The organism is Rhodanobacter sp. G2-10, from assembly GCF_055809185.1.
Window position 1 is genome coordinate 966,845 of the sequence record NZ_CM147900.1, and the last position, 24,701, is coordinate 991,545.

Here is a 24,701-nt window from a genome sequence, read left to right on the forward strand (position 1 = left end):
ACGGGCCGGCGGAGCGAGATCCTGAACGGATCACAACCGGGCAAGGGTAACCTATCGCCATGTCGCGCCTAGTTGCACTGCGACATGACAAAAGCCGCTGCCCATGCTTGGCGATGGCGGGCAGATCCCGCCCTACCAGGTGTCGCGCCGTAGGGCGGGCTCTGCCCGCCGGCTCCTGCCGCGGCGCACGCCACGCCACTCGGACTGCCACGCATCGCCAGCCGTCGGCAGCCCGCCTTGTGGCATCATGACGCGCGCACTTTTCGCGCGGAAACCGGAATGCTCTCCGCCATGCTGTCGCCATCCAGCCAAACCCACCCCCACACCGGATCGCCGTCACCGGCGACAGCCTGAGGGGACACAAGCCATGCCAGCCGAGGGTTTTCGTGGTCCGAAGCAGTTGTGGAATGCGTTTCGCTGGTCGATGAAGGGTCTTCACGCCGCCTGGCGGCACGAGGCGTCGTTCCGGCTGGAGGCGTGTCTGGTGATCGTGCTGGTGCCGATCGGGCTCTGGTTGGGGCAGGGCGGGTTGGAGAAGTTCGCGCTGATCCTGGTCCCGTTGCTGGTGATATCGGCCGAGCTGCTCAACTCCGCGATCGAGGCCGTGGTGGACAAGGTCAGCCCGGAATTCCACGAACTGGCCGGTCGCGCCAAGGATATGGGTTCGGCAGCGGTGTTCGTGCTGCTGGTGCTGGTTGCCGTGAGCTGGGGTTTGATCTTGCTGCCGCGCTGGCTCTAGGAATACGGCCGCACTTTCGCAGCCATTCGCTTAATGATTGCGTTGCCGCGGGCCGGATGCTGCAATGCAGGTCTGTCCGCACAGGAGCTACCCCATGAAGATCTCGCGTACGCTGGTTGTTCTGCTGCTCGTCGGGTTGCTCTCCGGGTGCGGCTACAACGCCATCCAGCGCCAGGATGAGGCCGTCAAGGCGTCCTGGTCCGAGGTGCTGAACCAGTACCAGCGCCGCGCCGACCTGGTGCCGAACCTGGTCAATACGGTCAAGGGCTACGCCCAGCACGAGGAGAAGGTCTTCGTCGAGGTGACCAACGCGCGCGCCAAGGTGGGCAGCCTGCAGGTCAACGCCGACACCATCAACGATCCGCAGAAGCTGAAGCAGTTCCAAGCCGCCCAGGGCGAGCTGGGCAGCGCGCTGTCGCGGCTGATGGTGGTCAGCGAAAACTATCCGCAGTTGAAGGCGGATGGTCTGTTCCAGAACCTGCAGGCGCAGCTGGAGGGCACCGAGAACCGCGTCACCGTGGCGCGCAACCGCTACGTGCAGGCGGTGCAGCAGTACAACTCGATGATCCGCACTTTCCCGAACAACATGACCGCCAAGATGTTCGGCTACAAGGTCAAGCCGAATTTCAGCGTCGACAACGAGAAAGCGATCTCCACCGCGCCGACCGTGGATTTCGGCACCAACACCCCGGCACCGGCGACCTCGGCACACTGAGGTGATTCGCCGCCTGCTGCCGCTGCTGGCGTTGTTGCTGTGGCTGCCGGCCGCGCTCCATGCCGCGGCCTCCGTGCCGAAACTGGCGCGGCATGTCACCGACCTCACCCACACGCTGACGGCAGCCCAGGTCGATCAGCTCGATGCGCAACTGGTGGCGCTGGAGAAGACCAAAGGTGCGCAGCTGGTGGTGCTGATGGTCGGCAGCACTGGCGACCAGCCGATCGAGGCATACTCGCTGGCGGTCGCCGAAGCCAACAAGATCGGCCGCAAGGGCACCGATGACGGCGTGCTGCTGCTGATCGCCAAGAACGACCGGCACGTGCGCATCGAAGTGGGTTACGGCCTGGAAGGTGCGATCCCCGACGCCGCCAACGCGCGCATCATTCGCGAATACATCGCCCCGAAGTTCCGCACAGGTGACTATTTCGGCGGCATCAACGACGCCGTCGGCGCCCTGACCCAGCTGATCGACGGCGAGCCGTTGCCGCCGCCGGTGGAGGGAGCACCACGCGAGCATCATGGCCCGGGTCTGCAGGGCATGTTGATGATCGCGTTGTTCGCCGCGGTGTTCCTGCGCGGCGTGCTCGGCCGGACGCATGCGCTGGTGCGGGCGCCGCTGGGCGGCGCCATCATCGGCGGATTGCTGTGGTTGCTGGTTTCCGTCGGGGCCGGCGTGCTGGGCGCCGTGGTGGGTGGTCTGGTGATGTTGCTGCCCTCCGGTGGCGGGCGCTCGGCCGGCGGCGGTGGTTGGGGTGGTTTCGGCGGCTTTGGTGGCGGTGGCGGGTTTGGTGGCAGCAGCGGCGGCGGTTTCGGCGGCGGCGGTTTCAGTGGAGGCGGCGGCAGCTTCGGCGGCGGCGGTGCCTCGGGGAGCTGGTGAAATGGCGCGCATGCAGCGAGTGATGGCAAACCTGTTCGAGGGCTGGTTCCAGCTTCGACGACGCTTTCCTGCCGCCTTGCTGGACGAGATCACCGCGGCGATCGCGGCGGGCGAACGCGCCCACAAGGGTGAGGTGTGCATGGCGATCGAATCGCGACTCGATCCGCTGGCCGTGCTGGGCGGGCTCGATGTCGGCACGCGTGCGCGCCAGGCATTCAGCGAGCTGCGTGTGTGGGATACCGAGCACAACAGTGGCGTGCTGCTCTACGTCCTGCTGGCCGAGCATCGCATCGAGATCGTCGCCGATCGCGGCATCGCCGCACGGGTGGCACCCGCGGAATGGGAGGCGATCTGCGCGAGCATGCGCGATCGTTATGCCCGTGGTGAATGGCGCGAGGGCAGCCTGGAAGGCATTGCTGCCACGCACGCCCTGCTGCTGAAACACTTCCCCGGCAATGACAAGGCCAATCCCGACGAGTTGCCGGATCGACCGGTGCTGCTTTGAGGCGACGCCGAACAAGTCAATGATGTCAAAGCGCCCCCATCCGCCCTGTCGGGCACCTTGAACTCGCGCCATCGATGGCGCTCGCCCTGCGGGCAGCGCAGCTGCTCAAGGCGGCAGTCCTGCCGCCTTGTCCCCGTAAACGGAGGAAGGAACGACGTTCATGCAAGCCATACCGAAAGGCAGGCATACCCCTTCCCCCACAAAGCGGGGGAAGGTGCCCGACAGGGCGGATGGGGGCAGCTCTTCACGCCAACAGTGCGGGACAGGCGTTGCCGGGAAGGCCATCAAATAGGCTCCGTCACACCTGCATCTTTTGCCGGGACGACGAGCAAAACAGCCTCATTCGAGACCCCAACCGGTTGGCTGCCGTTACACTTGTCCTTTGCCTCTTCAGTACCGTCCGCATGTCACAACCTTTCGTTGCCCATTTCGACCCGGTCGCTTTCCACCTCGGCCCGATACAGGTGCACTGGTACGGTCTGATGTACCTGCTGGGTTTCTTCTTTGTCGCGGTGCTCGGCGAGTACCGGCGGCGGCGCGGCCGTTTGCCGGTCACCCGGGATGCGTTGGGCGACCTGCTGTTCTACGGCATGCTGGGCGTGATCGTCGGTGGGCGCGTCTGGTACATGCTGTTCTATTACGAAGGCGGCCTGAGCTGGATCTGGACCAACCCGCTGGCACTGTTCAAGGTGTGGGACGGCGGCATGAGCTTCCACGGCGGCCTGCTCGGCGTACTGGTGGCAGGCTGGTGGTGGTCGAGGCGGCAGGCCCTGCATTTCTTCGACACGGTGGATTTCGTGGCGCCGCTGGTCCCGATCGGGCTGGGGCTGGGCCGTCTCGGCAATTTCATCAATGGCGAGTTGTGGGGCAAGCCCAGCCACGTGTCATGGGCGATGATCTTCCCCGGTGCGCAGGCGGAGGATGTCAGCTGGGCATCGGTACATCCCGCCTGGTTGCCTTCGCTGCAACAGTTCGGCGGCTTGCCGCGCCACCCGTCGCAGTTGTACGAGTTGGCGCTGGAGGGTGTGGTGATGTTCGTGGTGCTGTGGCTGGTGTCGATGAAGCCGCGCCCGCGTTACCTGATTTCCGGCCTGTTCGCCTTGCTGTACGGCGTGTTCCGTTTCGCGGTGGAATTCGTGCGCGTGCCAGATGCCCAGCTGGGCTATTTGTTCGGCACCTCGTGGGTGACGATGGGGCAGATGCAATCCGTACCCCTGATCGTGATCGGGCTGGTGCTGATCGCGATGTCGCGCCGCGCCCCCACCTTGCCGCTGGCCACACACGCGCCGTAGGGCGGGCTCTGCCCGCCGGCTCTTGATCCGAATGGAGCGCATGGCGGGCAGAGCCCGCCCTGCCGCGTGATCTGCTGCCATGCGGCACCTGCTGCGGTTATCCTTGACCCATGCGTCCATATCTCGATCTGCTCCGCCACGTTCTCGACCACGGCACCGAAAAGTCCGATCGCACCGGCACCGGCACGCGCAGCGTGTTCGGCTGGCAGATGCGTTTCGATCTGTCGCAAGGTTTCCCGCTGGTCACCACCAAGAAGCTGCACCTGAAGTCGATCGTGCACGAGCTGATCTGGTTCCTGCGCGGCGACACCAATATCGGTTACCTGAAAGAACACGGCGTGCGCATCTGGGACGAGTGGGCCGACGCCGATGGCGACCTTGGCCCGGTCTATGGCGAACAATGGCGCGCCTGGCGCGCCGCGGACGGCAGCGTGATCGACCAGATCGCCTGGGTCGTCGACGAGATCCGGCGCAACCCCGATTCGCGGCGACTGATCGTCAGCGCCTGGAATGTGGGCGAGCTGCCGAAGATGGCACTGTTGCCATGCCATACGATGTTCCAGTTCTATGTCGCGGACGGAAAACTGAGCTGCCAGCTCTACCAGCGTTCGGGTGACATTTTCCTCGGCGTACCCTTCAACATCGCCAGCTACGCCCTGCTCACCCACATGATCGCGCAGGTCTGCGGGCTCAGCGTGGGCGATTTCGTGCATACCCTGGGCGACGCGCATCTTTACAACAACCATCTCGAGCAGGCACGCCTGCAGCTGAGTCGCGAGCCGCTGCCGTTGCCGCGGTTGCAGCTCAATCCCGAGGTGCGCTCGGTCTTCGACTTCCGCTACGAGGACGTGGCAATCGAGGGCTACGAATCCCACCCCGCGATCAAGGCCCCCGTTGCCGTGTAGGAGCGCGCCGAAGTGCGCGAGCGCCTGGTTGCCGCACCGACCTGGAACTCGCTACCCGACCGGTGCATCCCGGCCGCTGCTACCGCCAGCCTGCGTGCAGGCTGCTAAGATTCCATGCATCCGGTGGCGCCAGGGCGGCGTACCTTTTATTGAACTCGTTTCGAAGGATTTGCCATGGCTGTCTCGCTGATTGCCGCACTTGATGAAAACTTTGCCATCGGCCGCAAGGGCGAGCTGCCTTGGCATCTGCCCGATGACCTGCGCTGGTTCAAGCAGCTGACCACGGGCAAGAACGTGCTGATGGGCTACAACACCGCCGTGTCGATTGGCCGCGCCCTGCCGGATCGGGTCAACCTCGTGCTGTCGCGGCGACACGAAGCACCATTCCCCGGCCAGATCACCGTGCGCTCGATCGAAGAGGCGCAGGCCCGCTGCAGCAATACCGGCCTGATGGTGATCGGCGGCGGCATGGTGTTCGCCGAAGCCTTGTCACGGGCGCGCCGCATGTACCTGACCTGGGTCAGCGCCGCCATCGATGGTGCCGACACCTTCTTCCCCGGCGTGCACTTCAGCGAATGGACCGAAGTCTCGCGCGTGCACCACAAGGCCGACGCCGACCACGCCTACGATTTCGACATGGTCGAGTACCTGCGCAGCGCCTGATGTCTTCTTTCGCGGCGCCGCCAACGGTCATGCATGTGATGGCGGGCCTGCTGCTGGATCGCAACGGCTGCGTGCTGCTGGCGCAACGTCCCGCGGGCAAGCATCTCGAAGGGTTCTGGGAATTTCCCGGTGGCAAGCTCGAAGCCGGCGAAACACCCCTCGCCGCGCTGGTGCGGGAGTTGCAAGAGGAGCTGGGCATTCAGGTGCAGGGTGCAGAGCCCCTGATCCACGTACCGTGGTGCTACGACCAGCGCGAACTGCTGCTCGACGCCTGGCGCGTACTCTCGTGGCGCGGCGAACCGACATCGCTCGAAGGCCAGCCGCTGAAGTGGCTGGCGCCGACAAAGATCGATCCCGCGACCCTGGCACCCGCGGACCGAGTGATCCTGACGGCATTGCTGTGACCCCGCGTCACCGCACCCACGCCGAATCGCGTAGGGCGGGCTCCGCCCGCCGGCCTTTCGTCACGCGCGAGAACGGCGGGCAGAGCCCGCCCTACGGTGAAGCGGGAGTGACGGGAATTGCTGATGCCGTCGAACCACTCCGTCTTCACCGCGCTCCGTAATCCCGCGTCGAACCGCGTAGGGCGGGCTCCGCCCGCCGGCTTTTCGTTGCGCGCGAGAGCGGCGGGCAGAGCCCGCCCTACGGTGAAGCGGGAGTGACGGGAATTGCTGATGCCGTCGAACCACCCGTCGTCACCGCACTCCGTAATCCCGCGTCGAACCGCGTAGGGCGGGCTCCGCCCGCCGGCTTTTCGTTGCGCGCGAGAGCGGCGGGCAGAGCCCGCCCTACGGTGAAGCGGGAGTGACGGGAATTGCTGATGCCGTCGAACCACCCGTCGTCACCGCACTCCGTAATCCCGCGTCGAACCGCGTAGGGCGGGCTCGGCCCGCCGGCTTTTCGTCACGCGCGAGAACGGCGGGCAGAGCCCGCCCTACGGTGCCGCGGGAGCGACGGGAATTGCTGATGCCGTGGAACCGCCCCGTCGTCACCGCACCCTGTAATCCCGCGCCGAACCGCGTAGGGCGGGCTCCGCCCGCCGGCCTTTCGTCGCGCGCGAGAACGGCGGGCAGAGCCCGCCCTACGGCACGTTCAACATAGGCTGGAGCGGTGTCGCTGCCTATTCGCCGAAATCTGCAGGCTCGGCGAATCGCGGTTCGGTGGTTACCCAATCGAGCGGATAAAGACCTTCGCGCACCGCACGGTGGAAGCTGGAGTAAGGCCAATCCTGTACCCGGGTCACGTATCCGTGCCTGACCGGGTTGTAGTGCGCGTAGTCCATGTGGGCAGCGTAATCCCGTGCATTGCGAATCCGGTGTTCCCAGAATCGGGGTTGCCAAAGGCCGCTGTCGAGGCGCGTGGCTGATGTGTGCGGTAGCCCCGAGTTTCTGGAGTAGCCGGCTTTGATCAAGCCCCAGCGGCTGGAAAAATCCCGGTCGCCCGGCGGCAGGGTCCAGATGGCGTGCATGTGGTCTGGCAGGACCACCCAGGCATCGATGTGGAACGGCTTTTGGTGACGCGCCGCGGCCACGCTTTGGCGCAAGGCAGATACGGCATGCGCGGTCGCCAGAATACGTCGTCGTTGCGCGGTGACCACGGTGAAGAACCAGGTGGATCCCTCGCGTCGGGCTCGTCGATAATTGGGCATACACCCAAGCTAGCCGGCCGACGCGGCGTGCATTATCGGCGCATGACCATGAATGTTGTCGGGAATTGCGGCGATGAGCGGCGGGCATAGCCCGCTCTACGGCGCTGGTGTAGGGCGGGCTATGCCCGCCGCTTGCCTCGCGAGCGCAAGATAGCGTTCATGCAGCGACGCCACCGCGTCATCCAGCGCACTTTCGTCGCCGCTGTTGTCGATCACGTCGTCGGCCAAAGCGAGCCGTTCGGCGCGACTGGCTTGCTGGCTGATCATGCGCCGGGCAAGCGCTTCGTCGATATCATCGCGGGCGATCAGGCGAGCCAGCTGCACGGCTTCGGGTACGTCGATCACCAGCACGCGGTCGGGCCAGCGGTATTGGGCGATGTTCTCGGCCAGCAGCGGGACTGCCAGCAAGCAATAAGGCGCGCGCTCTGTCGCCACGCGCTCGCGTAGCCACGCCCGTATGCGCGGGTGGATGATTGCTTCCAGCTTGCTGCGCGCCACCGGGTCGGCGAACACCCGTCTGCGCATCGCCGCGCGATCCAGCTCGCCGGCCTGGTCGAGTGCGTCGGCCCCGAACGCGGCAGCCACTTTGGCCAGACCATCGGACCCTCGCGCGACCACCGCACGAGCGGCCACGTCGGCATCGTGCACGGGCACGCCGAGCGCCTCGAAGCGTCGCGTCACCGCGCTCTTGCCGGCTGCGACACCGCCAGTCAGTGCCACCACGAAGGAGGGCGTGCGCTCGCTCATCGCAAGCCGGTGAACTGCATATAGCCCTTCAGCAAGCTGGGCCCGGCGATGAACCACACCCAGCCGGCCGCGGCGATGAAGGGCCCGAACGGCATCGGAATATCACGCTCGTGCTTGCGTAGCGCGATCATGCTTCCGCCAATCAGCGCGCCGATCACCGACGACAGCAGGATCATCGGCAACAGCGCCACCGGCCCCATCCATGCGCCGAGCGCCGCCAACAGCTTGAAATCGCCGTAACCCATGCCTTCCTTGCCGGTAAGCAGTTTGAAGCCCCAGTACACGCTCCACAGGAACAGGTAGCCGATTGCGGCGCCGATGATGGCCGAGGAGGCACTCACGAACATCGGCAGCAGCGAAAGCAACAACCCCAGCCACAGCAGCGGCAAGGTCAGCTGGTCTGGCAGAAGTTGGGTACGAAAGTCGATCCCGGCCGCGGCAATCAGGATCCAGGTGAACACCAGCCCCGCCAGGGCGATCCAGGTCGGCCCGAATTTCCACACCACCACCGCGCTCAAGACGCCACTGAGCAATTCCACCAGCGGGTACTGCACGGAAATCCTCGTCTTGCAGTAGCGGCAGCGCCCGCGCAGAAGCAGCCAGCCGAACAAGGGGATGTTGTCCGCCGCCGACAACGGGTGCTTGCAATGCGGGCAGTGTGAAGGCTCGCGCACGATGCCGGGTGGCAACGGTTCCTCGTCGGCCTCGATCTCCAGCACGTCGCGTGCTTCCCGGCGCCAGCCAGCCGACATGCGCTCGGGCAGACGCAAGATCACCACATTGAGGAAACTGCCCACCAGCAGGCCGAGCACGGCGGCGAGAGTGATCCATACGGGTAGTGGAAGTTCGGGCATGCGTCAGCCTTGTGCGTTCATGGCCCCGAGGCGGGGCAGGGTGCAAGGGTACGGTGCAGCGCCCGACCCCACAAACGAAAACGGCGGGCAGAGCCCGCCCTACGAGGGTGCCGTAGGGCGGGCTCTGCCCGCCGTGCTTGCGTCAGAATGTGCCGGCGAGCTTGAAGATCGGCAGGTACAGCGCAATCACGATGCCGCCGACCAGGGTGCCCAGCACCACCATGATGATCGGTTCGAGCAGGGTCGACAGGGTATCGACCGCGTTGCTGACCTCTTCTTCATAAAACTCGGCCACCTTGAACAGCATGCTGTCCAGCGCACCGGATTCCTCGCCGATGCCGGTCATCTGCACCACCATGTTGGGGAACAGGCCGGTCTGCTTCATCGCCAGCTGCAACTGGTGGCCCACTGAAATGTCGTCGCGCATCTGCCGCACGGCATCGCCGTAGACGATGCTGCCGGTGGCGCCGGCCACGGCATCCAGGGCTTCCACCAGCGGCACACCGGCGCGGAAGGTCACGCCCAGCGTGCGGGCAAAGCGGGCGATTGCGGTGTTGCGCACGATGTCGCCCATCACCGGCAGTTTCAGCGCCACGCGATCCAGGAAATGCGCGAACTTCGGCGAGCGTTTCTTGCCGATCACGATGGCGGCAATGCCGCCGACAACGATCCCGACCACGATGAACCAGTAGCTCTGCATGAACTCCGAAGCATCGACCAGGAACTGGGTCGGGGCCGGCAGCTGGGCGCCGGCGTCCTGGAAGGTCTTGGCGAACACCGGCACCACGAACAGCAGCATGATCAGGATGACGATGAACACCACCGCCAGCACCATCATCGGGTAGAACAGGGCCTTCTTGATCTTCTTCTTCAGCGCCTCGGTGCGTTCCTTGTAGGTGGCGACCGTGTCCAGCACGGTATCGAGCACACCGGAGGTCTCACCCGCATGCACCAGGTTGCAGTACAGCTCGTCGAACTGCACCGGGTAGCGCCCCAGCGCCTCGTGCAGCGAGGCGCCGCCTTCGATGTTCTGCTTGACGTCGAGCAACACGTTCTTGAAGCGGACGTTCTTCTGGCCGTCGGCGATGATGTCGAATGACTGCACCATCGGCACGCCCGACGCCATCATGGTGGCGATCTGGCGGCTGAAGATCGCCACGTCACCCGGCTTGATCGTGCTGCCGGTGGAGCCGAACAGCGGCTTGGCCTTCTCCCGCACGGTTTGCGGGTTCATCCCCTGGCGACGCAGCTCGGCCTTGACCAGCGAGGCGTTCTTCGCGGGCATCTCGCCCTTCATGCGCTTGCCGCGTTTGTCCAGCGCCACCCAGTCGTAGGTGGTCAGCCGGCTGACTTCGGCGCGCTGGGCACCGAGTGCACGCGTCCTGTCTGCATTTGCTTTTGCGGTAGCCGTAGCCATGCGCATCTTCCCCCGGTAGTTCGATCCCCAAACCGGCCAAAACGACCGGTTGACTCAGGTATTGGTACAGCTTATGTCATTTTTGCCGCTGCAAACCGTGCCACCAGCCGCAAGTTCGACGTCGAACGGGTCGCGGTTTGCCCAATCATTCGGTCGTGACCCGGTCCATTTCGATCAGGCTGGTCAACCCCGCCTTGACCTTGAGCAGAGCCGAGGCGCGCAGATCGTTGACGCCGGCAGCCCTGGCCACCTCGGCGATCTGCATCGCATTGCCGCCCTGCAGGATGATCTTCTGGATATCCTCCAGCATCGGCATCACCTGGTAAACACCTACGCGGCCTTTGTAGCCCTCGGTGCAGCCATCGCAGCCCACCGCCTCGTAGATGGTCAGGCCGGCGTCGATTTCCTCCTGGGTAAAACCGGCATCCAGCAAGACCTTGGGCGGCACGTCCATCGGCTTCTTGCAGTCGTGCAGGCGCCGGGCCAGTCGCTGGGCGATGATCAAGGTGACCGAGGAAATGATGTTGTACGGCGCGATGCCCATGTTCATCAGGCGCGCGATGGTCTGCGGCGCGTCGTTGGTGTGCAGGGTGGAAAGCACCATGTGGCCGGTCTGGGCCGCCTTGACCGCGATCTCGGCGGTTTCCAGGTCGCGAATTTCGCCGACCATGATCACGTCCGGATCCTGGCGCAGGAACGAGCGCAACGCGCTGGCGAAGGTCATGCCGCGCTTCACGTTCTGCTGCACCTGGTTGATGCCCTCGACCCGGATTTCGACCGGGTCCTCCACCGTCGAGATGTTGCGCTCGCTGGTGTTGAGCATGTTCAGGCCGGTATACAGCGACACCGTCTTGCCCGAGCCGGTGGGGCCGGTGACCAGCACCATGCCGTACGGCCTGTGGATCGCTTCGATGTAGAGCTTCTGCTGGTCGGGTTCGTAGCCGAGCTTCTCGATGCCGATCTTGGCCGCCGAGCCATCGAGGATACGCAGCACGATCTTTTCACCGAACAGGGTCGGCAGCGAGCTCACGCGGAAGTCGATCGCGCGGGTCTTGGACAGGTTGAGCTTGATGCGGCCGTCCTGCGGCACGCGCTTCTCGGCGATGTCCAGCTGCGCCATCACCTTCAGGCGCGAGGAAATGCGGTTGGCCATCTTCATGGGCGGGCTGGCTACCGCCTTGAGCATGCCGTCGATGCGCAGGCGCACCCGGTATTGGGTTTCGAACGGCTCGAAATGGATATCCGAGGCGCCGCGGCGGATCGCGTCGACCAGGATCTTGTTGACGAACTTCACCACGGGCGCATCGTCGGCGGCATTGGCGTCGATGCCGGTGGATTCGACCTCGTCTTCGCCAACTTCGATGTCCAGCTCGTCGAAATCACCATCCATGTCCGGCATGGTGTCGCGCATGTTGTTCAACATGCCCTCGATCATCCGCTGCAACGAGGCGGGCTCGACCAGAATCGCCTCCACCATGCAGCTCGAATGGAAGCGGATCTCGTCCAGCGCGTGCGACTGCGTCGGATCGGCGATGCCGACGAACAGCCGTTTGCCGCGACGGAACAACGGCAGCGCCTGGTGCTTGGTGATCAATGCCTCGCTGATCAGATCCAGCGGCATGGTGGAGGGGTTCAGCGACGACACGTCCATCATCGGCATGCCGAACTCGATCGAGACAACCCGGGTCAGCTGCGCGTTGTCGACCAGGTGGTGTTCGAGCAGCCAGGCGCCCAGCGACACTTTCTTCTGGGCACTGTCGACCATCGCCTTGCGGACGTCATCCTCCGGTATCAGCCCCTCGGACACCAGGCGGCGCGCCATGCCTGAAAGGCCCGCGAGCGACGGTTGCAATTGAGATGACATAACTTACGTGACCCATACCCTGTATGTGGTTGAATCTACCGCAGTCTGACGCTCAGGTCACCCATTGATTGCCCGATACAGGGCGGCAAGGTGATGCGGCGCACAAGTTGCGATTCCTGTGCCGGACTCCCCGACGGAAAGCCGACACTCCGGGCAGACCATGCATGGATCGAGCCATTCGTGGGCTCGGGTCGGCAGCCGCACGGAAGCCGGCGGGCAGAGCCCGCCCGGCGGCACGGAGTGACTGGCGGGCATGACGACCCCTGATTGTCCGAGCCGGCGGTGCCGCATCGCGGCGCCCGTCAAACCTTCACGCTATGATCGCCCTTTCAAAGTCATCTCTTGATTGCATCCCGAATTGACCCGGAAGACCCAGCGGCCGATGCCCGTCCGCCCCTCACCGCGGGGCGGGCTCCGCCAACCGCCCTTGCCACGATATTCGACACAACACCAGATCACGAGACAGCTTCACCGGGGAGCCCGCTTTTGAACCAGCTCAGCATCATCCTGCCTGCCAAGAACGAGGCGCCCGCGCTCACCGCGCTGCTGCCGGCGTTACGCGCAGCCCATCCCGACGCCGAGATCATCGTGGTCGACGACGGCTCCACCGACGACACCCGCAGCGTCTGCAAAAGCAACCAAGTCACCTGTCTCAGCTCGCCGTACTCGATGGGCAATGGCGCCGCCATCAAGCGTGGAACCCGCGCCGCCAGCGGCGATATCCTGGTATTCATGGACGGCGACGGCCAGCACGATTCGGCCGACGTCAAACGCCTGCTCGATCAATTGAATCGCGGCTACGACATGGTCGTCGGAGCCCGCGACTGGGGCAGCCAGGCCGGCGTGGGCCGCGGGCTGGCCAACACCTTGTACAACTGGCTGGCCACCAAGATGACCGGCCACCCCATCCTCGACCTCACCTCCGGTTTCCGTGCGGTCCGTGCCGACAAATTCCGCGAATTCCTGCACCTGCTGCCGAACGGCTTCAGCTACCCCACCACCAGCACCATGGCGTTCTTCCGCAGCGCCTATGCCGTGGCCTACATCCCGATCAAGGCCGCCCAGCGCATCGGCACCAGCCACATCAGGCCCCTGCGCGACGGCATCCGTTTTCTGCTGATCATCTTCAAGATCGCCACGCTGTACTCGCCGCTCAAGCTGTTCGTACCGGCCAGTGCGGTGTTTTTCTTGCTGGGGTGTGCGAACTATGCGTGGACGTTTACCCACTACGGCCGACTCACCAATGGCAGCATGCTGATGTGGAGCGCGGCCGTCATCGTGTTCCTGATCGGGCTGGTGTCCGAGCAGATCACCGGGCTGATGTATCGACGCGATGTCTGACAGGAAGGCTTCGAGTCCCCTGGCGCTGCTGGTCACGCGCAACTTTCCGCCGCTGCTGGGCGGCATGGAAAAGGTCAACCAGCACTTGCTTGGCGCGCTGCAATCGACTTGGCGTACCGCAATATGCGGGCCTGCAGGGTGCTCCGAGTACGTTTCACCACAAACGGAAGTGCGGCAGAGCAGGGTGAAGCCGTTGCCCTTTTTTCTTATCGCGACGCTATGGCATGCGACACGCCTTGCATGGCGGCGCAAGCCCGAATGGGTCATTGCCGGGAGCGGTCTCACTGCGCCGATCGCATGGTTGGCAGCGCGCTGTGCGGGAGGCAGGGTCGCGGTCTATCTGCATGGACTCGATATCGTGGCGCCCAGCCGCGTCTATCAGTGGTTGTGGCTACCCTTTATCCGGCGTTGTGACCTCGCGCTGGTGAATAGCGCCAACACTGCCAGTCTGGCGCGTGGTCGCGGCGTGCACCACCGTCTAACGCATGTATTGCATCCAGGCACTGATCTTCCGCTACTGGATGCCGACGCCGCTCGCGATTTCCGCGCGACGCACGGTCATGCCGAACGACCGCTGCTGCTTTCCGTTGGTCGGTTGACCCAGCGCAAAGGTCTGGTCGAGTTCGTCGCGGCGGCATTACCGGCGATTGCCGCCCGCTATCCCGACGTGCTGTTGGTCGTAATTGGTGATGAAGCCAGCGATGCACTGCACGCGCGCCCTGGATCCGAGCGTGAGCGCATCCTGTCGGCAGCCAGATCGGTACGTATGGAACAAAATTTGCTTTTCCTGGGGCGCTGCGATGACTCTGTCCTCAGTGCCGCCTATCAAGCCGCCGACTTGCATATCTTCCCCGTGCTTGAGCTGCCTGGCGATGTCGAGGGTTTTGGTATGGTGGCACTGGAGTCCGCTGCCCATGGATTGCCGACAGTTGCCTTTGCGGTAGGTGGCGTTCCCGATGCGGTGCTCGACGGGCAAACCGGCACCCTGGTCGAACCCGGCAACTATGTCGCACTGGCCGAGGCCGCGGTTGAACAACTAACCCACGCGCGCGAAAGTGCGACCATTGCAGCGTGTCGCGAGTTTGCTGTGGGGAAGGTGTGGCCGGTCTTCGCTGAGCGCTTGCGCAATCTGCTGGATTCACCCCATGTCTGACATGCCGTCGAAGCGTCCGTTCTCCGAAAAGAGAGCTTCCGAGACTTCAACGGAACGCCAGCCACATGTCGTGATGGATCTTCCATCCAGGCGTTTCAAAGGCCTTAAGATCGAACGCCTGCTGGATCTCGCGAATCGGCCCCAACCCATGCGCCTGCTGGAAGTCGGCACGGGCTCCGGCGGCATCGCGCACTATTTCGGGACCCATCCGACACTGCACTGCGATGTGGACGCGGTGGACGTCCACGACAACCGCTTGGTGACAGAAGGCTATCGTTACCATCAGGTATCTGACACGCAGTTGCCATTCGCGGATGAATCGTTCGACGTAGTGCTTACCAACCATGTCATCGAGCATGTCGGCGACGAGCGGGCACAACATGCGCATCTGGCCGAGCTGCACCGTGTGCTGCGCCTGGATGGCGTGGGTTATCTCGCTGTGCCCAATCGTTGGATGCTGGTGGAACCGCATTATAGGCTCGCGTTTCTGAGCTGGTTGCCTCACGGCTTGCGTACGCCGTACCTGAGGGCAACGAATAAGGGCGCGGTTTACGACTGCGAGCCGCTGGAAATGGCACAGTTGGAGCGAATGCTAGATGCCGCAAACTTTTATCATCACAATCTTTGCGTAGAAGCCGTGCGAGCAACCTTCGATATTGAGTGCCCCGATTCGCCCAGTGCTCGAATACTGCGTACAACGCCGGATGCTTGCCTGAGGCCGCTGCGGCGCATCATACCCACATTGATATATCGCATTGAGCGCCGAACCGCATGAGCGTGCTCTTTCTTGGCAAACGCTTTTACACGAATCGAGATGCTCTGCGCGATCGCTACGGTCGCATATGGCAAATGCCGTCGCATTGGGCGCAGTCAGGAGTTCCAACGAAATTGTGGTTGGTGGACTATCACACTAGCGAATCGGTGTCGGAAAAATGCGGCGAACTCGATGTAGTCTCCACTCCAGTGAAGAACCTCGCTGTGTTACGTCAGTGGATACGGGAATTGCGCGCTCCCGGTCGCAATGTTGATGCAATTGTGGCTAGTGGCGACTGTTACATCGGCATGATGGGATATCGGATCGCTCGGCGCATGCGCTCGCGGTTCGTATTCGATGTCTATGACAAATACGACGAGTTTGCAGGATATATGCGACTGCCTGGATTCGATCCGTTTCGATTTCTCTTGCGGAATGCGGATGCGAGATTGTTTGCGAGTCAGGTGCTCATGAAGCAGATTGGCACGGATGCGAAACATGACTTTTTTGTTCCCAATGGCATCGACCTGGCACATTTCCACCCACGAGACATGTTTACAAGTCGTGCATCATTCAGCATCCCTGCCGATAGCGTTTGCGTGGGTTACTTCGGCAGTATGACGCCAGATCGCGGCGTAGAGGATCTTGTGGCTGCGGTGACAGTGTTGCGTCAAAGTGGTCTGAATATCGGGTTGATACTTGCGGGGCAGCGCTACGGACAAAAAAGTTGGGATGAACCGTGGATCCGCTATCTTGGGAACCTTCCGTACAATCAGGTGCCCGCCGCGATGGCGTGCTGCAATGTACTGGCCTTGCCGTATCGTCATTCCGATTACCTTGACATGGCATCATCGTGCAAGATTACGGAATACATTGCCGTGCAGCGGCCGCTCGCGGTGACGGATACGCCAAACTTCAGCATGAATTTCCCGGAACAGGCGGCAACGCTAGGATCATATATGGCGTGCCCTGGAGCTCCAGGTGATCTCGCTCGTGCAATCACGCTACAGCTCGAGAATGGACGCCTTGTCTCTATGCCAGATGGATTCCTTTGGGAATCCATAGCGCGGCGCCTCGTCGGGCAACTTGAGCTTGATGCCAGCGCTGAAGCCCCTAGCCGACCGCCTAACGATTGAACAACGTCAGTAGGCGGTCAGACAGAAAACGCAAGCTGTCGCTCCGCCCAGGAGATGACCGAATCACCGACGCGGCAATGCTTGCCTCATGGACATTTCTGATTAATAGCCTTTCGGTGATTACTGAATTCAGCGCCCTCCGCAATTTCGCGGCTACCGCATGCGATTGTAAATAAATACGCTTTGGTGCTGCAGCTCGTTGGGCGTGTGAGTAATCCAGTCCGTGCATTTCAGCAAAATTCTTTCCCCACGCCTCAATAGAGCTTCGATGCTTGCCGGATGTCGCCAGGATCACAGCAAGCTGCTGAGCGTGGTTGGCGCCATTGACTGGATTGCCAAGCGTTTGGGATTGGAGATAGGCCTCGTAAACGCAGGCCTGCAGTGATAGAGGAAAGCCCCCGTTTGCCGTAAGGGGGAGTTCATGGTGGAAAGGAATATTCCCTTCATCGAGAAATTGCTTGTACGGCTGATGGCTGCGTTCTTTGCTTGTCGAGAAAGCGGAATGGCCATTACTGTGTTTGGAGATACCGCTGATGGCAAGGGGTTCTCGGACGTAGAGGTAGTCATCCGTGATCCGGGCTATCGCAATCGCAGTGTAAACATCTGGATTGGCCGATGAGAAAAACGAGCCCAGAAGTTTCTTGATCCGTTTCAGGACGGATATGTGGATAAACCCGCCGTTGTAGATCATTGGTAGCTCGCTGTATCTGGCTCGTCCGTGCAACGCATTGGCTAGCCAAAGGCTGCTCTTGCGCGTTTCCATCCCCGAAGTCAGGGGGACGACGAGTTGGCCACGCGTGCGCCCCAAAACGCCTGGCCAGTCGTAAGTGCAGAAATTTGATCGAATGACCTTAGCATTCGTGGCTTGGATTATGTCGGCGAGGGTCTGTAGGGATCCCGGCATCAGGCCATCGTCATCTCCCATAAACGTAACCCACCCGTCATCGACGTGTGACAGGGCAAACTCCCAGTTGTGCGACATGTTCAGACGCTTGCCTGTGTTCAGATAACGAATACGGCTGTCATTGGCTCGGCGTACCGTATCGGCAGTACCGTCCTCGCTGAAGTTGTCGCTGACGATGATTTCCAGGTTGTTGTAGTCCTGCGTTGTAGCGGTTCGCAGGGAAGACTCCAGCACGTCGCAACGTTCTCGGGTGGGGATGATAACGGTTATCTTAGGATTGGTCATGATTGGACAGATGACGATCAATGGGTAGGTTGTAACTTGGCATGTATCATTCTGCGTACGGCGCGGGATGCCAAGGCACTTGCCGTCAATACTAGACCGCTGGCGATTATCAGCCAGAACAAGCCTTCAATGGAATGCGAGATTGGTGGAAGCGCGGCTTTAAGAGCTAGTGCTGCTGTCAGGCCTGCGAGCATTGGCGGAAGGTTGTCTCGCACGTACCATTTCGCCATTTCGCCACGCAGCAGTCGGCGGTGCATCAGCGGTATGCCAACCAGTACGGAAACCAGGTTTGCAAGGAGCCACAATAGTGCTGCGCCGACTGTGCCGTGTTCATGCACTGCCCATAGGCAAAATGGAATGCCGAGCAGGAGCGATGCTGCGTTCAGGCCCATGGCCAGGCGCGTCCAGCCGTGCGCGAGTTGAACGGCATAAGGAATGTTCATCAGCCCATTGAGTGCATAGCCGAACACCAGAATCGAGAGGGGGAGTTCGATCTTGTTGGCCAAACTGGCGTCGCCTGTCCATAAGAACAGCACCTCGTGTGAAAACGTGATTAGCACCGTCGCGACGGCGCCAATCACCACAGCTAGGTATTGACTGCTGAGGTGATACAGCTCGCGCAGCATCGCCTCGTCGTGGTGCGCGACCAATCGACTGAAGCGTGGATAGAGCGCATTGAACATTGGTTGTACCATCCGCCCCAGGCCGGACGCCACGCTCAGGGCCAAGGTGTAGTAGCCCATCTCTTCCAGCGGACGCAGGCTCGCTAGGGTCAGCCGATCAAGTTGGCTCACGCCCAGGGCCAGGATGCCGATTGCGAACAGGCCTGCAGCGAAGCGACGATTCCTGCGTAGATCATCCGGCGCCCAGCGTGCACGGCGATCGCCTGGCGGAAGTGCGCGCCACACGGCTAGTCCCATTGCCAGTGACTGCCCTGCGCCCACGATGGCGTACCAACAGAGGAATGCCTCGATGGACGGTGAGACCCACAACAGCACAGGCAACGAGCCGGCATATCGCAATGTGGCAAATGTCGCATTGATGAGATTCAACGTTGGCTGCTGTTCCAGACCGGAGAGGCAATTGGCGTAGAACGTACTGGGCCAAAGCAGAGCGATGGCGACCCCCATGATTGCAATGGCGCAGGCGGCTTCCTCCCGTCCCATCGTGCGTAGGTGCAGCCAATGATCGGCCATCAGTCCACTGCTGGCCCAGACGAGCAGAGCTGCTGCCAGTGTCAGCAGCCAGATAACAATCTCCGATGTACGCACTAGGTCGCGTGTGCCATTGGTTAACGTGGGGTCGTTTGCGCGGCGGGAAAGTTCGCGGTTGGTCGCGCCGCCGATGCCGAAGTCGAACAGTTGCAGGATCGACTGGAAACTGAGCATCAAACCGACCATTCCGAACGCCTCCATGCCCAAGATGCGGATGTACAGCGGCAGGAACGCCACCCCCATCGCTGTCATCCAGAACTGGCCCGCATAGTTGGCCAGAATACTTGTGCGTAGTGCAGGCACGGGCGAGTAGCTAGACGCGCCGCAGGTAGCCGTCCGGCGCTACTGTGACCAGCAATTTTCTTTCCAGTGAGCTGTCGATCTCAAACGCCAGCCGTGCGCCATCGGCAGCCACGCAGGCCTCGTCCTTCAGACGGCGCAGGTATTCCCACACTGCGGTTTTAGGGTTGTTGCCCTTTCCCCAAGGACGGTCGGGATACGTGCCATCGGACAGGTCTTCGACTACGGTATCGAACACGATGCAGTAGCTGCCCGCAGACGTCAGTGGCGCATATGCCTCAAGTTCGGACAGCACGTGATCGTGAGTATGATTAGAGTCGAGAACTACCAGTATTCGCTGATGCGCCTGCGCGATCAGATGCACCTGCGCAACTACCTCGGCTGCGGTCGAGGAGCCCTGGATCATGTCGATCCGGTGCGATAGGGGATGGGCCTCGATGGCGGCGCGATTGTGCGCGCGTATATCGATGTCGATTCCCAGCACGCGGCGGCGGGTGGCCTTCGGATCGAGCACCCGTCCGTACTCGACCGCCTCGCAGTAGTCGAGCAACGCCAGTGTCGAGGCGTTGAGGATTAGCGATCCACCGTGGGCAATGCCTGTCTCGATGATGAGATCCGGCTTTACGCGCCAGACCAGCTCCTGCATTGCTACGATGTCCTGCGGGTACTGGATGATGGGGCGACCAAGCGCTGAAAAATTGTATGAGTATTTCGGCAATGTGGACGCTTGCATGAATGCTTTGGCAGCCGAAATAAAGTCACTATTCTCGCCGTTTTTTTGAATACGCTGGCGTACTTCATCTTCAAAGTCGTTCATCATGTTTCACCGGTGAGTAATTTGAATCATCCAAAAATTCCCGAATTTCATCTTGGAATCGCCATCAAAAAGGGTCCGTTCCAGCGTTCGTGGTCATCCCATTCGGATCTCAGGAAGTAAGGAGGTCCAGCTTTGAACGATCACCCCAAAACGACATTGGTTCGATTTCAGAGTAGGGAATCCGACCTAGGTTCATAGAAATGCTGGAATTCATTTCGTGGATCCAACGCTGGGTGAGTTCGCGCACGGTGACGGGCACGCCGCTGCATACATTGACGACACCCGCGTCTATGGACAGGAGTGAGATATTGACAATGTCTCTGGCCGCGTCTTGGATCGACATGAAGTCACGTACTTGTTCGCCGCCAGACATGTCGAACGCTTTATCGTGACGTCGTATGGCCGCCATCAATAAAGAGTACAGCGAAGTTTTCGACTGGCCTGGGCCATACAAATAGAAAAGACGTAACCATGCAAGTTGAAAAGGGTGGATCGTCTTGAATTTTTCCAAGTGTCTTCGTAACAGGTCCTTTGCAACGCCGTATTGGGTGGTCGGCGCCGCCTGAATTTCCTCAGAAATTCGCCCTTCGGTCATGCCGTATTCGAAGCAAGTGCCCGTCACTACCAGTCGACTGAGGCCAGCGGTCAGGCAAGCGTCTAGAAAACGCTGTTGGTTGGGAAGCTCAATTTCGACATGTTCGGCAGACTGGTAGTTGGGCAGTCCGTCCCAAGCCAAATGAATCAGGACGTTCGGTTCTCCCAGCGCTTTAAAGGCGTTGGGTAGATCATCGGTAATATTCATCACCACTTCGTCTGTTCTTGGGTGTTCGACAATCTGACGGGTCGATGACCGAGTGATGGCAACTATGTCCACGTCACGCGATTGCAATTCACGCAATACGTGTCGACCGACGAAGCCACTAGCACCAGTTATGGCAACCCGCATTGTCCTACTCCACCCTCAGATCAGGAACACAGGTGACAAACTGGCCATCCCACTCCCGGATGTAACCGAGTTGGGTTGTGATTTCCTCGCGCAGGTTCCATGGCAGGATAAGTACGAAGTCAGGCTGATCTTCGCGCAGGTGCGACTCGGCGACTACCGGTATTCGCGACCCCGGCAGCCAGTGGCCTTGCTTGTGCGGCGAGGCGTCGACCACGTAGCGAAGAAGATCGGGTCTCACGCCGGCGTAGTTCAACAAAGTGTTGCCCTTGGCGGCTGCGCCGTAGCCGACGACCATGCATCCGGCACGTTGTTGCTCCAGGAGGAAGGTCAGGCAATCGTTCTTGACCGCATCTGCCTGCGCTTGGAATCCTTGATAGTAGGCGCGATCCAGCATGCCAGCCGCCTTCTCAACTTTTAAGAGCGTGGAAACGGCAGGTGATTCAGCGTGGTGGCTGTGCGCGTGTGCGGCCCACAAACGCAGTGAGCCGCCATGCGTGGGCAACTGCTCTACATCCCAGATTTTCAGCCCGTGCGCCGCGAAGATCCGACGCGCCGTGTGGAGCGAGTAGTAGGAGAAGTGCTCATGGTAGATCGTATCGAACTGACGCTTGGCGACCAATTCCATGAGGTGCGGAAACTCCACCGTGATCGTGCCCTCGGAGCTCAGTGCTAGCGCCAGGCCGGCCGCAAAATCGTTGATATCCGGCACGTGGGCCAGCACATTGTTGGCTACGATGAGGTCGGCCGCCCGGCGATCGCGTACGAATTCCGCGGCAAACTCGCGACCAAAGAAGCACTCAAGAGTCTCGATCCCCTTCTGCCGTGCCACCCTTGCGGTGCCGCTAGCCGGCTCAATGCCGATGCAGGGAATGCCGCGCGCCGCCACGTATTGCAGCAGATAGCCGTCGTTGGACGCGATCTCCACAACCAAACTGTGGCGATCCAACTTGAGCCGAGCCGTGGCGCGCTCAACGAAGCGCTCCGCATGGGCGAGCCAAGAGCGCGCGAACGACGAATAGTAAGCATAGTCTGGTGCAAATAGCTCGGCATGCGATTGCACTTCGTCGACTTGCACCAGGTGGCAGTTGCCGCAGGTGAACAATTTCAGCGGAAACCAAGTTTCCGGCGCACTTAGCGCATCTGCGTTGAGGAACGCATTGGAGGGTGGTGCGCTGCCGAGGTCAAGAAAGACATCGTGCAGCGTGGCGGCGCAATGGCGACATTTCATAAATTGATTCCTGCGAACCTGCTTTCTCTCACCAGCGGCAAGTCCCGGTCCTTATCGGAGACCCGTGCCACGGGCAACGGCCAGTCAATGGCAAGGGCGGGATCATCGTGTCGCAGCCCGCCTTCCTTTTCACGGTTCCAGGCGGCGCTGTGCAGGTACAGTAATTGTGCGTCGTCAGTGAGTGCTTGGAAGCCGTGAGCGAAACCCTCCGGTATGAAGAATTGGGTCGTTCCATTGCCGTCCAGTTCGATGCCGTGCCAGCGCAGGAAGGTGGGTGAGTCTGCCCGCACATCGACCGCCACATCGAACACGCGACCGCGCAGGCAGCGAATCAGCTTGGCTTCGGTTGCCGGTGGATACTGAAAGTGCATGCCGCGCACGGTGCCCTTATCATAGGTACGAGACACGTTGATCTGGACCCAATGCAGGTCGCGCCGCAGCACCGAACATTCGGAAGCGCAAAATACGCGCGAGAACTGGCCACGTTCGTCCTTGATTGGCGTAGTTTCGATCACGGTGAGATCGGTCAACGGTGTGGCATGAAAGTTCATGCGGCCCATTCCATGCCGGCCAGGCGAGCCGCATTGACGTAGGCTTTCAGATCGAGACGACTGTTCAGTTGACCACGCTCGTAGTAGTCGCGATACCACTGGGTGGTCGAATGCAGCGTGGTCTGCGCATTCCACACCGGACGCCAGCCCAGCTGCTGCGCCGCTCTGGAGGCATCCAAGCGTAGGATCGCAGCCTCGTGCGGATGCGGGCCGGGGTGCGGTTCACTATGCAGTTGTGGCCAATGCGCTCGCATCATGGATACGAGTGCCTGGACTGGCAACGTGGTGTCGGCTGCCGGCCCGAAGTTCCACGGCCCCTCGACGGGGTCGCCGGCGAGCAGGAGTTCACCCAGCCGCAGATAGCCCGCCAGCGGTTCCAGCACGTGCTGCCAAGGACGAACGGCCTCGGGATGGCGGATCTGTAAGGTGGAACCACTTGAGGCGGCACGCACAAGATCGGGAACGAGCCGATCCTTCGACCAATCGCCGCCACCGATGACATTGCCAGCACGGGCCGTCGCCACGCGAGGTCCGCCGTCGCCGAAAAAGCTCTTCCGATAGCATTCCGTTACCATTTCTGCGCAGGCCTTGGAAGTGCTGTAGGGATCATGCCCCCCCAGCGGGTGACCTTCGCTATAGCCGGCGACTGTGGGCTGTTCCAGGTAAACCTTGTCGGTGGTGACGTTGACGAGCGCGCGCACTGAGGGTGTGACACGTACCGCCTCCAGCAGATGCACTACACCCAGCACGTTCGTGTCGAAGGTGGTGACCGGCTCGTGATAGCTGCGCCGAACCAGCGGCTGTGCTGCCAGATGGAAGATGAGCTCCGGGGTGGCGTGTTCAAGCGTCTGTCGCACGCGGACAGCATCACGCACATCCACCCGCAGGTCCTGCACATCGTCCAGTCCAAGCAGCTCCCAGTGCGCCGGTTCGGTATCGGGCGCCAGCGCCAGTCCGGTGACCTTTGCACCCAGCGCGCTCAGCCATAAGCAGAGCCACGAGCCCTTGAAGCCCGTGTGTCCGGTGACCAGCACTCGGCGACCGGCATATGACCCTCCAAACAGCTCGTTCAAGGCCAGACCTTCCATGGTGCGCGCCCGCTTTGCCAAAGTTCTTCGAGCTTGAGCTTGTCGCGGAGCGTGTCCATGGGCTGCCAGAATCCGGGGTGCGTATAAGCGGAAATCTGCCCATCCCGGGCCAGTGCCTCCAGCGGATCGCGCTCCCAGATGGTGGCGTCGCCCTTGATGTAGTTGAGCACAGCGTGCTCGAGGATGAAAAAGCCCCCGTTGATCCAGGAGCCATCGCCGGAGGGCTTTTCCTCGAAGCGAGTAATCCGGTTGTCTACGATGTCAATGGCGCCAAATCGGCCCGGCGGTTGCACCGCGCACATCGTTGCGAGTCCGGCACGCGTCTTGTGAAAAGCCAGTTGAGCCTTGATGTTGATGTCGGCGAGACCGTCGCCGTACGTGAAGCAGAACGTTTCGCCATCTAGATAGTTTACGACGCGCTTCAGGCGACCTCCGGTTTGGGTCTGGTCGCCGGTGTCCACTAAGGTGACGCGCCATGGCTCGGCGTGCTGTTGGTGGACCTCCATACGGTTATGGACCAGATCGAAGGTGACATCTGAAGTATGCAGGAAGTAATTCGCGAAATACTCCTTCACCATGTAGCCCTTGTAGCCCAGGCAAATGATGAAATCGTTGATGCCGTATTGCGCATAGATCTTCAGAATATGCCAGAGCACCGGCTTACCGCCGATTTCGATCATCGGCTTGGGGCGCACGATGGTTTCTTCGCTGATTCGTGTGCCGAGACCGCCCGCAAGGATGACTGCTTTCATAGA

At 61.6% G+C, this 24,701-nt stretch carries 25 protein-coding genes; 12 read left to right on the forward strand and 13 right to left on the reverse strand.

The window, feature by feature from the left end; translation table 11 throughout:
* Window positions 1-367 precede the first annotated feature (367 nt).
* From AC0L58_RS04250 to AC0L58_RS04285, 8 genes are all read left to right on the forward strand, one after another.
* Window positions 368-739 (forward strand): diacylglycerol kinase, encoded by a 372-nt coding sequence (locus AC0L58_RS04250; RefSeq protein ID WP_473687015.1) that lies wholly within the window; start codon window positions 368-370, stop codon window positions 737-739.
* A gap of 94 nt (window positions 740-833) precedes the next feature.
* On the forward strand, window positions 834-1,454 hold the full coding sequence (locus AC0L58_RS04255; RefSeq protein WP_473687017.1) for a LemA family protein: 621 nt from the start codon (window positions 834-836) through the stop codon (window positions 1,452-1,454).
* A gap of 4 nt (window positions 1,455-1,458) precedes the next feature.
* Complete coding sequence (locus AC0L58_RS04260; RefSeq protein WP_473688564.1) at window positions 1,459-2,334, forward strand: TPM domain-containing protein; 876 nt, start codon at window positions 1,459-1,461, stop codon at window positions 2,332-2,334.
* Between the two features lies 1 nt (window position 2,335).
* A complete protein-coding gene (locus tag AC0L58_RS04265; RefSeq protein ID WP_473687019.1) occupies window positions 2,336-2,839 on the forward strand; it encodes a TPM domain-containing protein in 504 nt (167 codons plus the stop codon).
* A 404-nt stretch (window positions 2,840-3,243) separates the two neighbouring features.
* Window positions 3,244-4,131 (forward strand): prolipoprotein diacylglyceryl transferase, encoded by an 888-nt coding sequence (gene lgt / locus AC0L58_RS04270; RefSeq protein ID WP_473687021.1) that lies wholly within the window; start codon window positions 3,244-3,246, stop codon window positions 4,129-4,131.
* A gap of 110 nt (window positions 4,132-4,241) precedes the next feature.
* On the forward strand, window positions 4,242-5,036 hold the full coding sequence (locus tag AC0L58_RS04275; protein WP_473687023.1) for a thymidylate synthase: 795 nt from the start codon (window positions 4,242-4,244) through the stop codon (window positions 5,034-5,036).
* Between the two features lie 174 nt (window positions 5,037-5,210).
* Entirely contained in the window at window positions 5,211-5,699 is a 489-nt protein-coding gene (locus AC0L58_RS04280; protein ID WP_473687025.1) for a dihydrofolate reductase, read from the forward strand.
* Between the two features lie 38 nt (window positions 5,700-5,737).
* Window positions 5,738-6,103, forward strand: a complete 366-nt coding sequence (locus tag AC0L58_RS04285) for an NUDIX domain-containing protein (RefSeq protein ID WP_473687027.1) — start codon at window positions 5,738-5,740, stop codon at window positions 6,101-6,103.
* 716 nt (window positions 6,104-6,819) lie between these two features.
* On the opposite strand, the gene AC0L58_RS04290 is transcribed toward AC0L58_RS04285, so the two are convergent.
* From AC0L58_RS04290 to pilB, 5 genes are all read right to left on the reverse strand, one after another.
* Complete coding sequence (locus tag AC0L58_RS04290) at window positions 6,820-7,347, reverse strand: REP-associated tyrosine transposase (RefSeq protein WP_473687029.1); 528 nt, start codon at window positions 7,345-7,347, stop codon at window positions 6,820-6,822.
* Between the two features lie 96 nt (window positions 7,348-7,443).
* Entirely contained in the window at window positions 7,444-8,094 is a 651-nt protein-coding gene (coaE, locus tag AC0L58_RS04295; RefSeq protein ID WP_473687031.1) for a dephospho-CoA kinase, read from the reverse strand.
* Window positions 8,091-8,948, reverse strand: coding sequence for a prepilin peptidase (locus AC0L58_RS04300; protein ID WP_473687033.1), 858 nt, complete (start codon window positions 8,946-8,948; stop codon window positions 8,091-8,093). The genes coaE and AC0L58_RS04300 overlap by 4 nt, the downstream gene beginning before the upstream one ends.
* 142 nt (window positions 8,949-9,090) lie before the next feature.
* A complete protein-coding gene (locus tag AC0L58_RS04305; protein ID WP_473687035.1) occupies window positions 9,091-10,365 on the reverse strand; it encodes a type II secretion system F family protein in 1,275 nt (424 codons plus the stop codon).
* A 145-nt stretch (window positions 10,366-10,510) separates the two neighbouring features.
* Window positions 10,511-12,229 (reverse strand): type IV-A pilus assembly ATPase PilB, encoded by a 1,719-nt coding sequence (gene pilB / locus AC0L58_RS04310; protein WP_473687037.1) that lies wholly within the window; start codon window positions 12,227-12,229, stop codon window positions 10,511-10,513.
* A gap of 486 nt (window positions 12,230-12,715) precedes the next feature.
* On the opposite strand from pilB, the gene AC0L58_RS04315 reads away from it, so the two are divergent.
* The 4 genes from AC0L58_RS04315 to AC0L58_RS04330 are packed head-to-tail and all read left to right on the forward strand — an operon-like array spanning window position 12,716 to window position 16,613.
* Window positions 12,716-13,570 (forward strand): glycosyltransferase family 2 protein, encoded by an 855-nt coding sequence (locus tag AC0L58_RS04315; RefSeq protein WP_473687039.1) that lies wholly within the window; start codon window positions 12,716-12,718, stop codon window positions 13,568-13,570.
* Window positions 13,563-14,723 carry a glycosyltransferase family 4 protein gene (locus AC0L58_RS04320; protein WP_473687041.1) on the forward strand — a complete coding sequence of 387 codons (1,161 nt, stop codon included), beginning with the start codon at window positions 13,563-13,565 and terminating at the stop codon, window positions 14,721-14,723. The genes AC0L58_RS04315 and AC0L58_RS04320 overlap by 8 nt, the downstream gene beginning before the upstream one ends.
* Complete coding sequence (locus tag AC0L58_RS04325) at window positions 14,716-15,498, forward strand: class I SAM-dependent methyltransferase (RefSeq protein WP_473687043.1); 783 nt, start codon at window positions 14,716-14,718, stop codon at window positions 15,496-15,498. Before AC0L58_RS04320 ends, AC0L58_RS04325 begins: the two co-directional genes overlap by 8 nt.
* Window positions 15,495-16,613 (forward strand): glycosyltransferase, encoded by a 1,119-nt coding sequence (locus tag AC0L58_RS04330; RefSeq protein WP_473687045.1) that lies wholly within the window; start codon window positions 15,495-15,497, stop codon window positions 16,611-16,613. The genes AC0L58_RS04325 and AC0L58_RS04330 overlap by 4 nt, the downstream gene beginning before the upstream one ends.
* Here the strand turns inward: AC0L58_RS04330 and AC0L58_RS04335 are convergent.
* From AC0L58_RS04335 to rfbF, 8 genes are all read right to left on the reverse strand, one after another.
* Window positions 16,603-17,802, reverse strand: coding sequence for a glycosyltransferase family 2 protein (locus AC0L58_RS04335; RefSeq protein ID WP_473687047.1), 1,200 nt, complete (start codon window positions 17,800-17,802; stop codon window positions 16,603-16,605). The two genes, AC0L58_RS04330 and AC0L58_RS04335, sit on opposite strands and share 11 nt — an antisense overlap.
* A 17-nt stretch (window positions 17,803-17,819) precedes the next feature.
* Window positions 17,820-19,319 carry a lipopolysaccharide biosynthesis protein gene (locus AC0L58_RS04340; RefSeq protein WP_473687049.1) on the reverse strand — a complete coding sequence of 500 codons (1,500 nt, stop codon included), beginning with the start codon at window positions 19,317-19,319 and terminating at the stop codon, window positions 17,820-17,822.
* A gap of 10 nt (window positions 19,320-19,329) precedes the next feature.
* On the reverse strand, window positions 19,330-20,133 hold the full coding sequence (locus AC0L58_RS04345; RefSeq protein ID WP_473687051.1) for a cephalosporin hydroxylase family protein: 804 nt from the start codon (window positions 20,131-20,133) through the stop codon (window positions 19,330-19,332).
* Window positions 20,134-20,242: 109 nt separating this feature from the next.
* Complete coding sequence (locus tag AC0L58_RS04350) at window positions 20,243-21,079, reverse strand: NAD-dependent epimerase/dehydratase family protein (RefSeq protein ID WP_473687053.1); 837 nt, start codon at window positions 21,077-21,079, stop codon at window positions 20,243-20,245.
* Between the two features lie 4 nt (window positions 21,080-21,083).
* Window positions 21,084-22,307, reverse strand: coding sequence for a methyltransferase domain-containing protein (locus tag AC0L58_RS04355; RefSeq protein WP_473687055.1), 1,224 nt, complete (start codon window positions 22,305-22,307; stop codon window positions 21,084-21,086).
* On the reverse strand, window positions 22,304-22,858 hold the full coding sequence (rfbC, locus tag AC0L58_RS04360; protein WP_473687057.1) for a dTDP-4-dehydrorhamnose 3,5-epimerase: 555 nt from the start codon (window positions 22,856-22,858) through the stop codon (window positions 22,304-22,306). Before rfbC ends, AC0L58_RS04355 begins: the two co-directional genes overlap by 4 nt.
* Window positions 22,855-23,931, reverse strand: coding sequence for a CDP-glucose 4,6-dehydratase (gene rfbG, locus AC0L58_RS04365; RefSeq protein ID WP_473687059.1), 1,077 nt, complete (start codon window positions 23,929-23,931; stop codon window positions 22,855-22,857). The genes rfbC and rfbG overlap by 4 nt, the downstream gene beginning before the upstream one ends.
* Entirely contained in the window at window positions 23,928-24,698 is a 771-nt protein-coding gene (gene rfbF, locus AC0L58_RS04370; RefSeq protein ID WP_473687061.1) for a glucose-1-phosphate cytidylyltransferase, read from the reverse strand. Before rfbF ends, rfbG begins: the two co-directional genes overlap by 4 nt.
* Window positions 24,699-24,701: the final 3 nt, after the last annotated feature.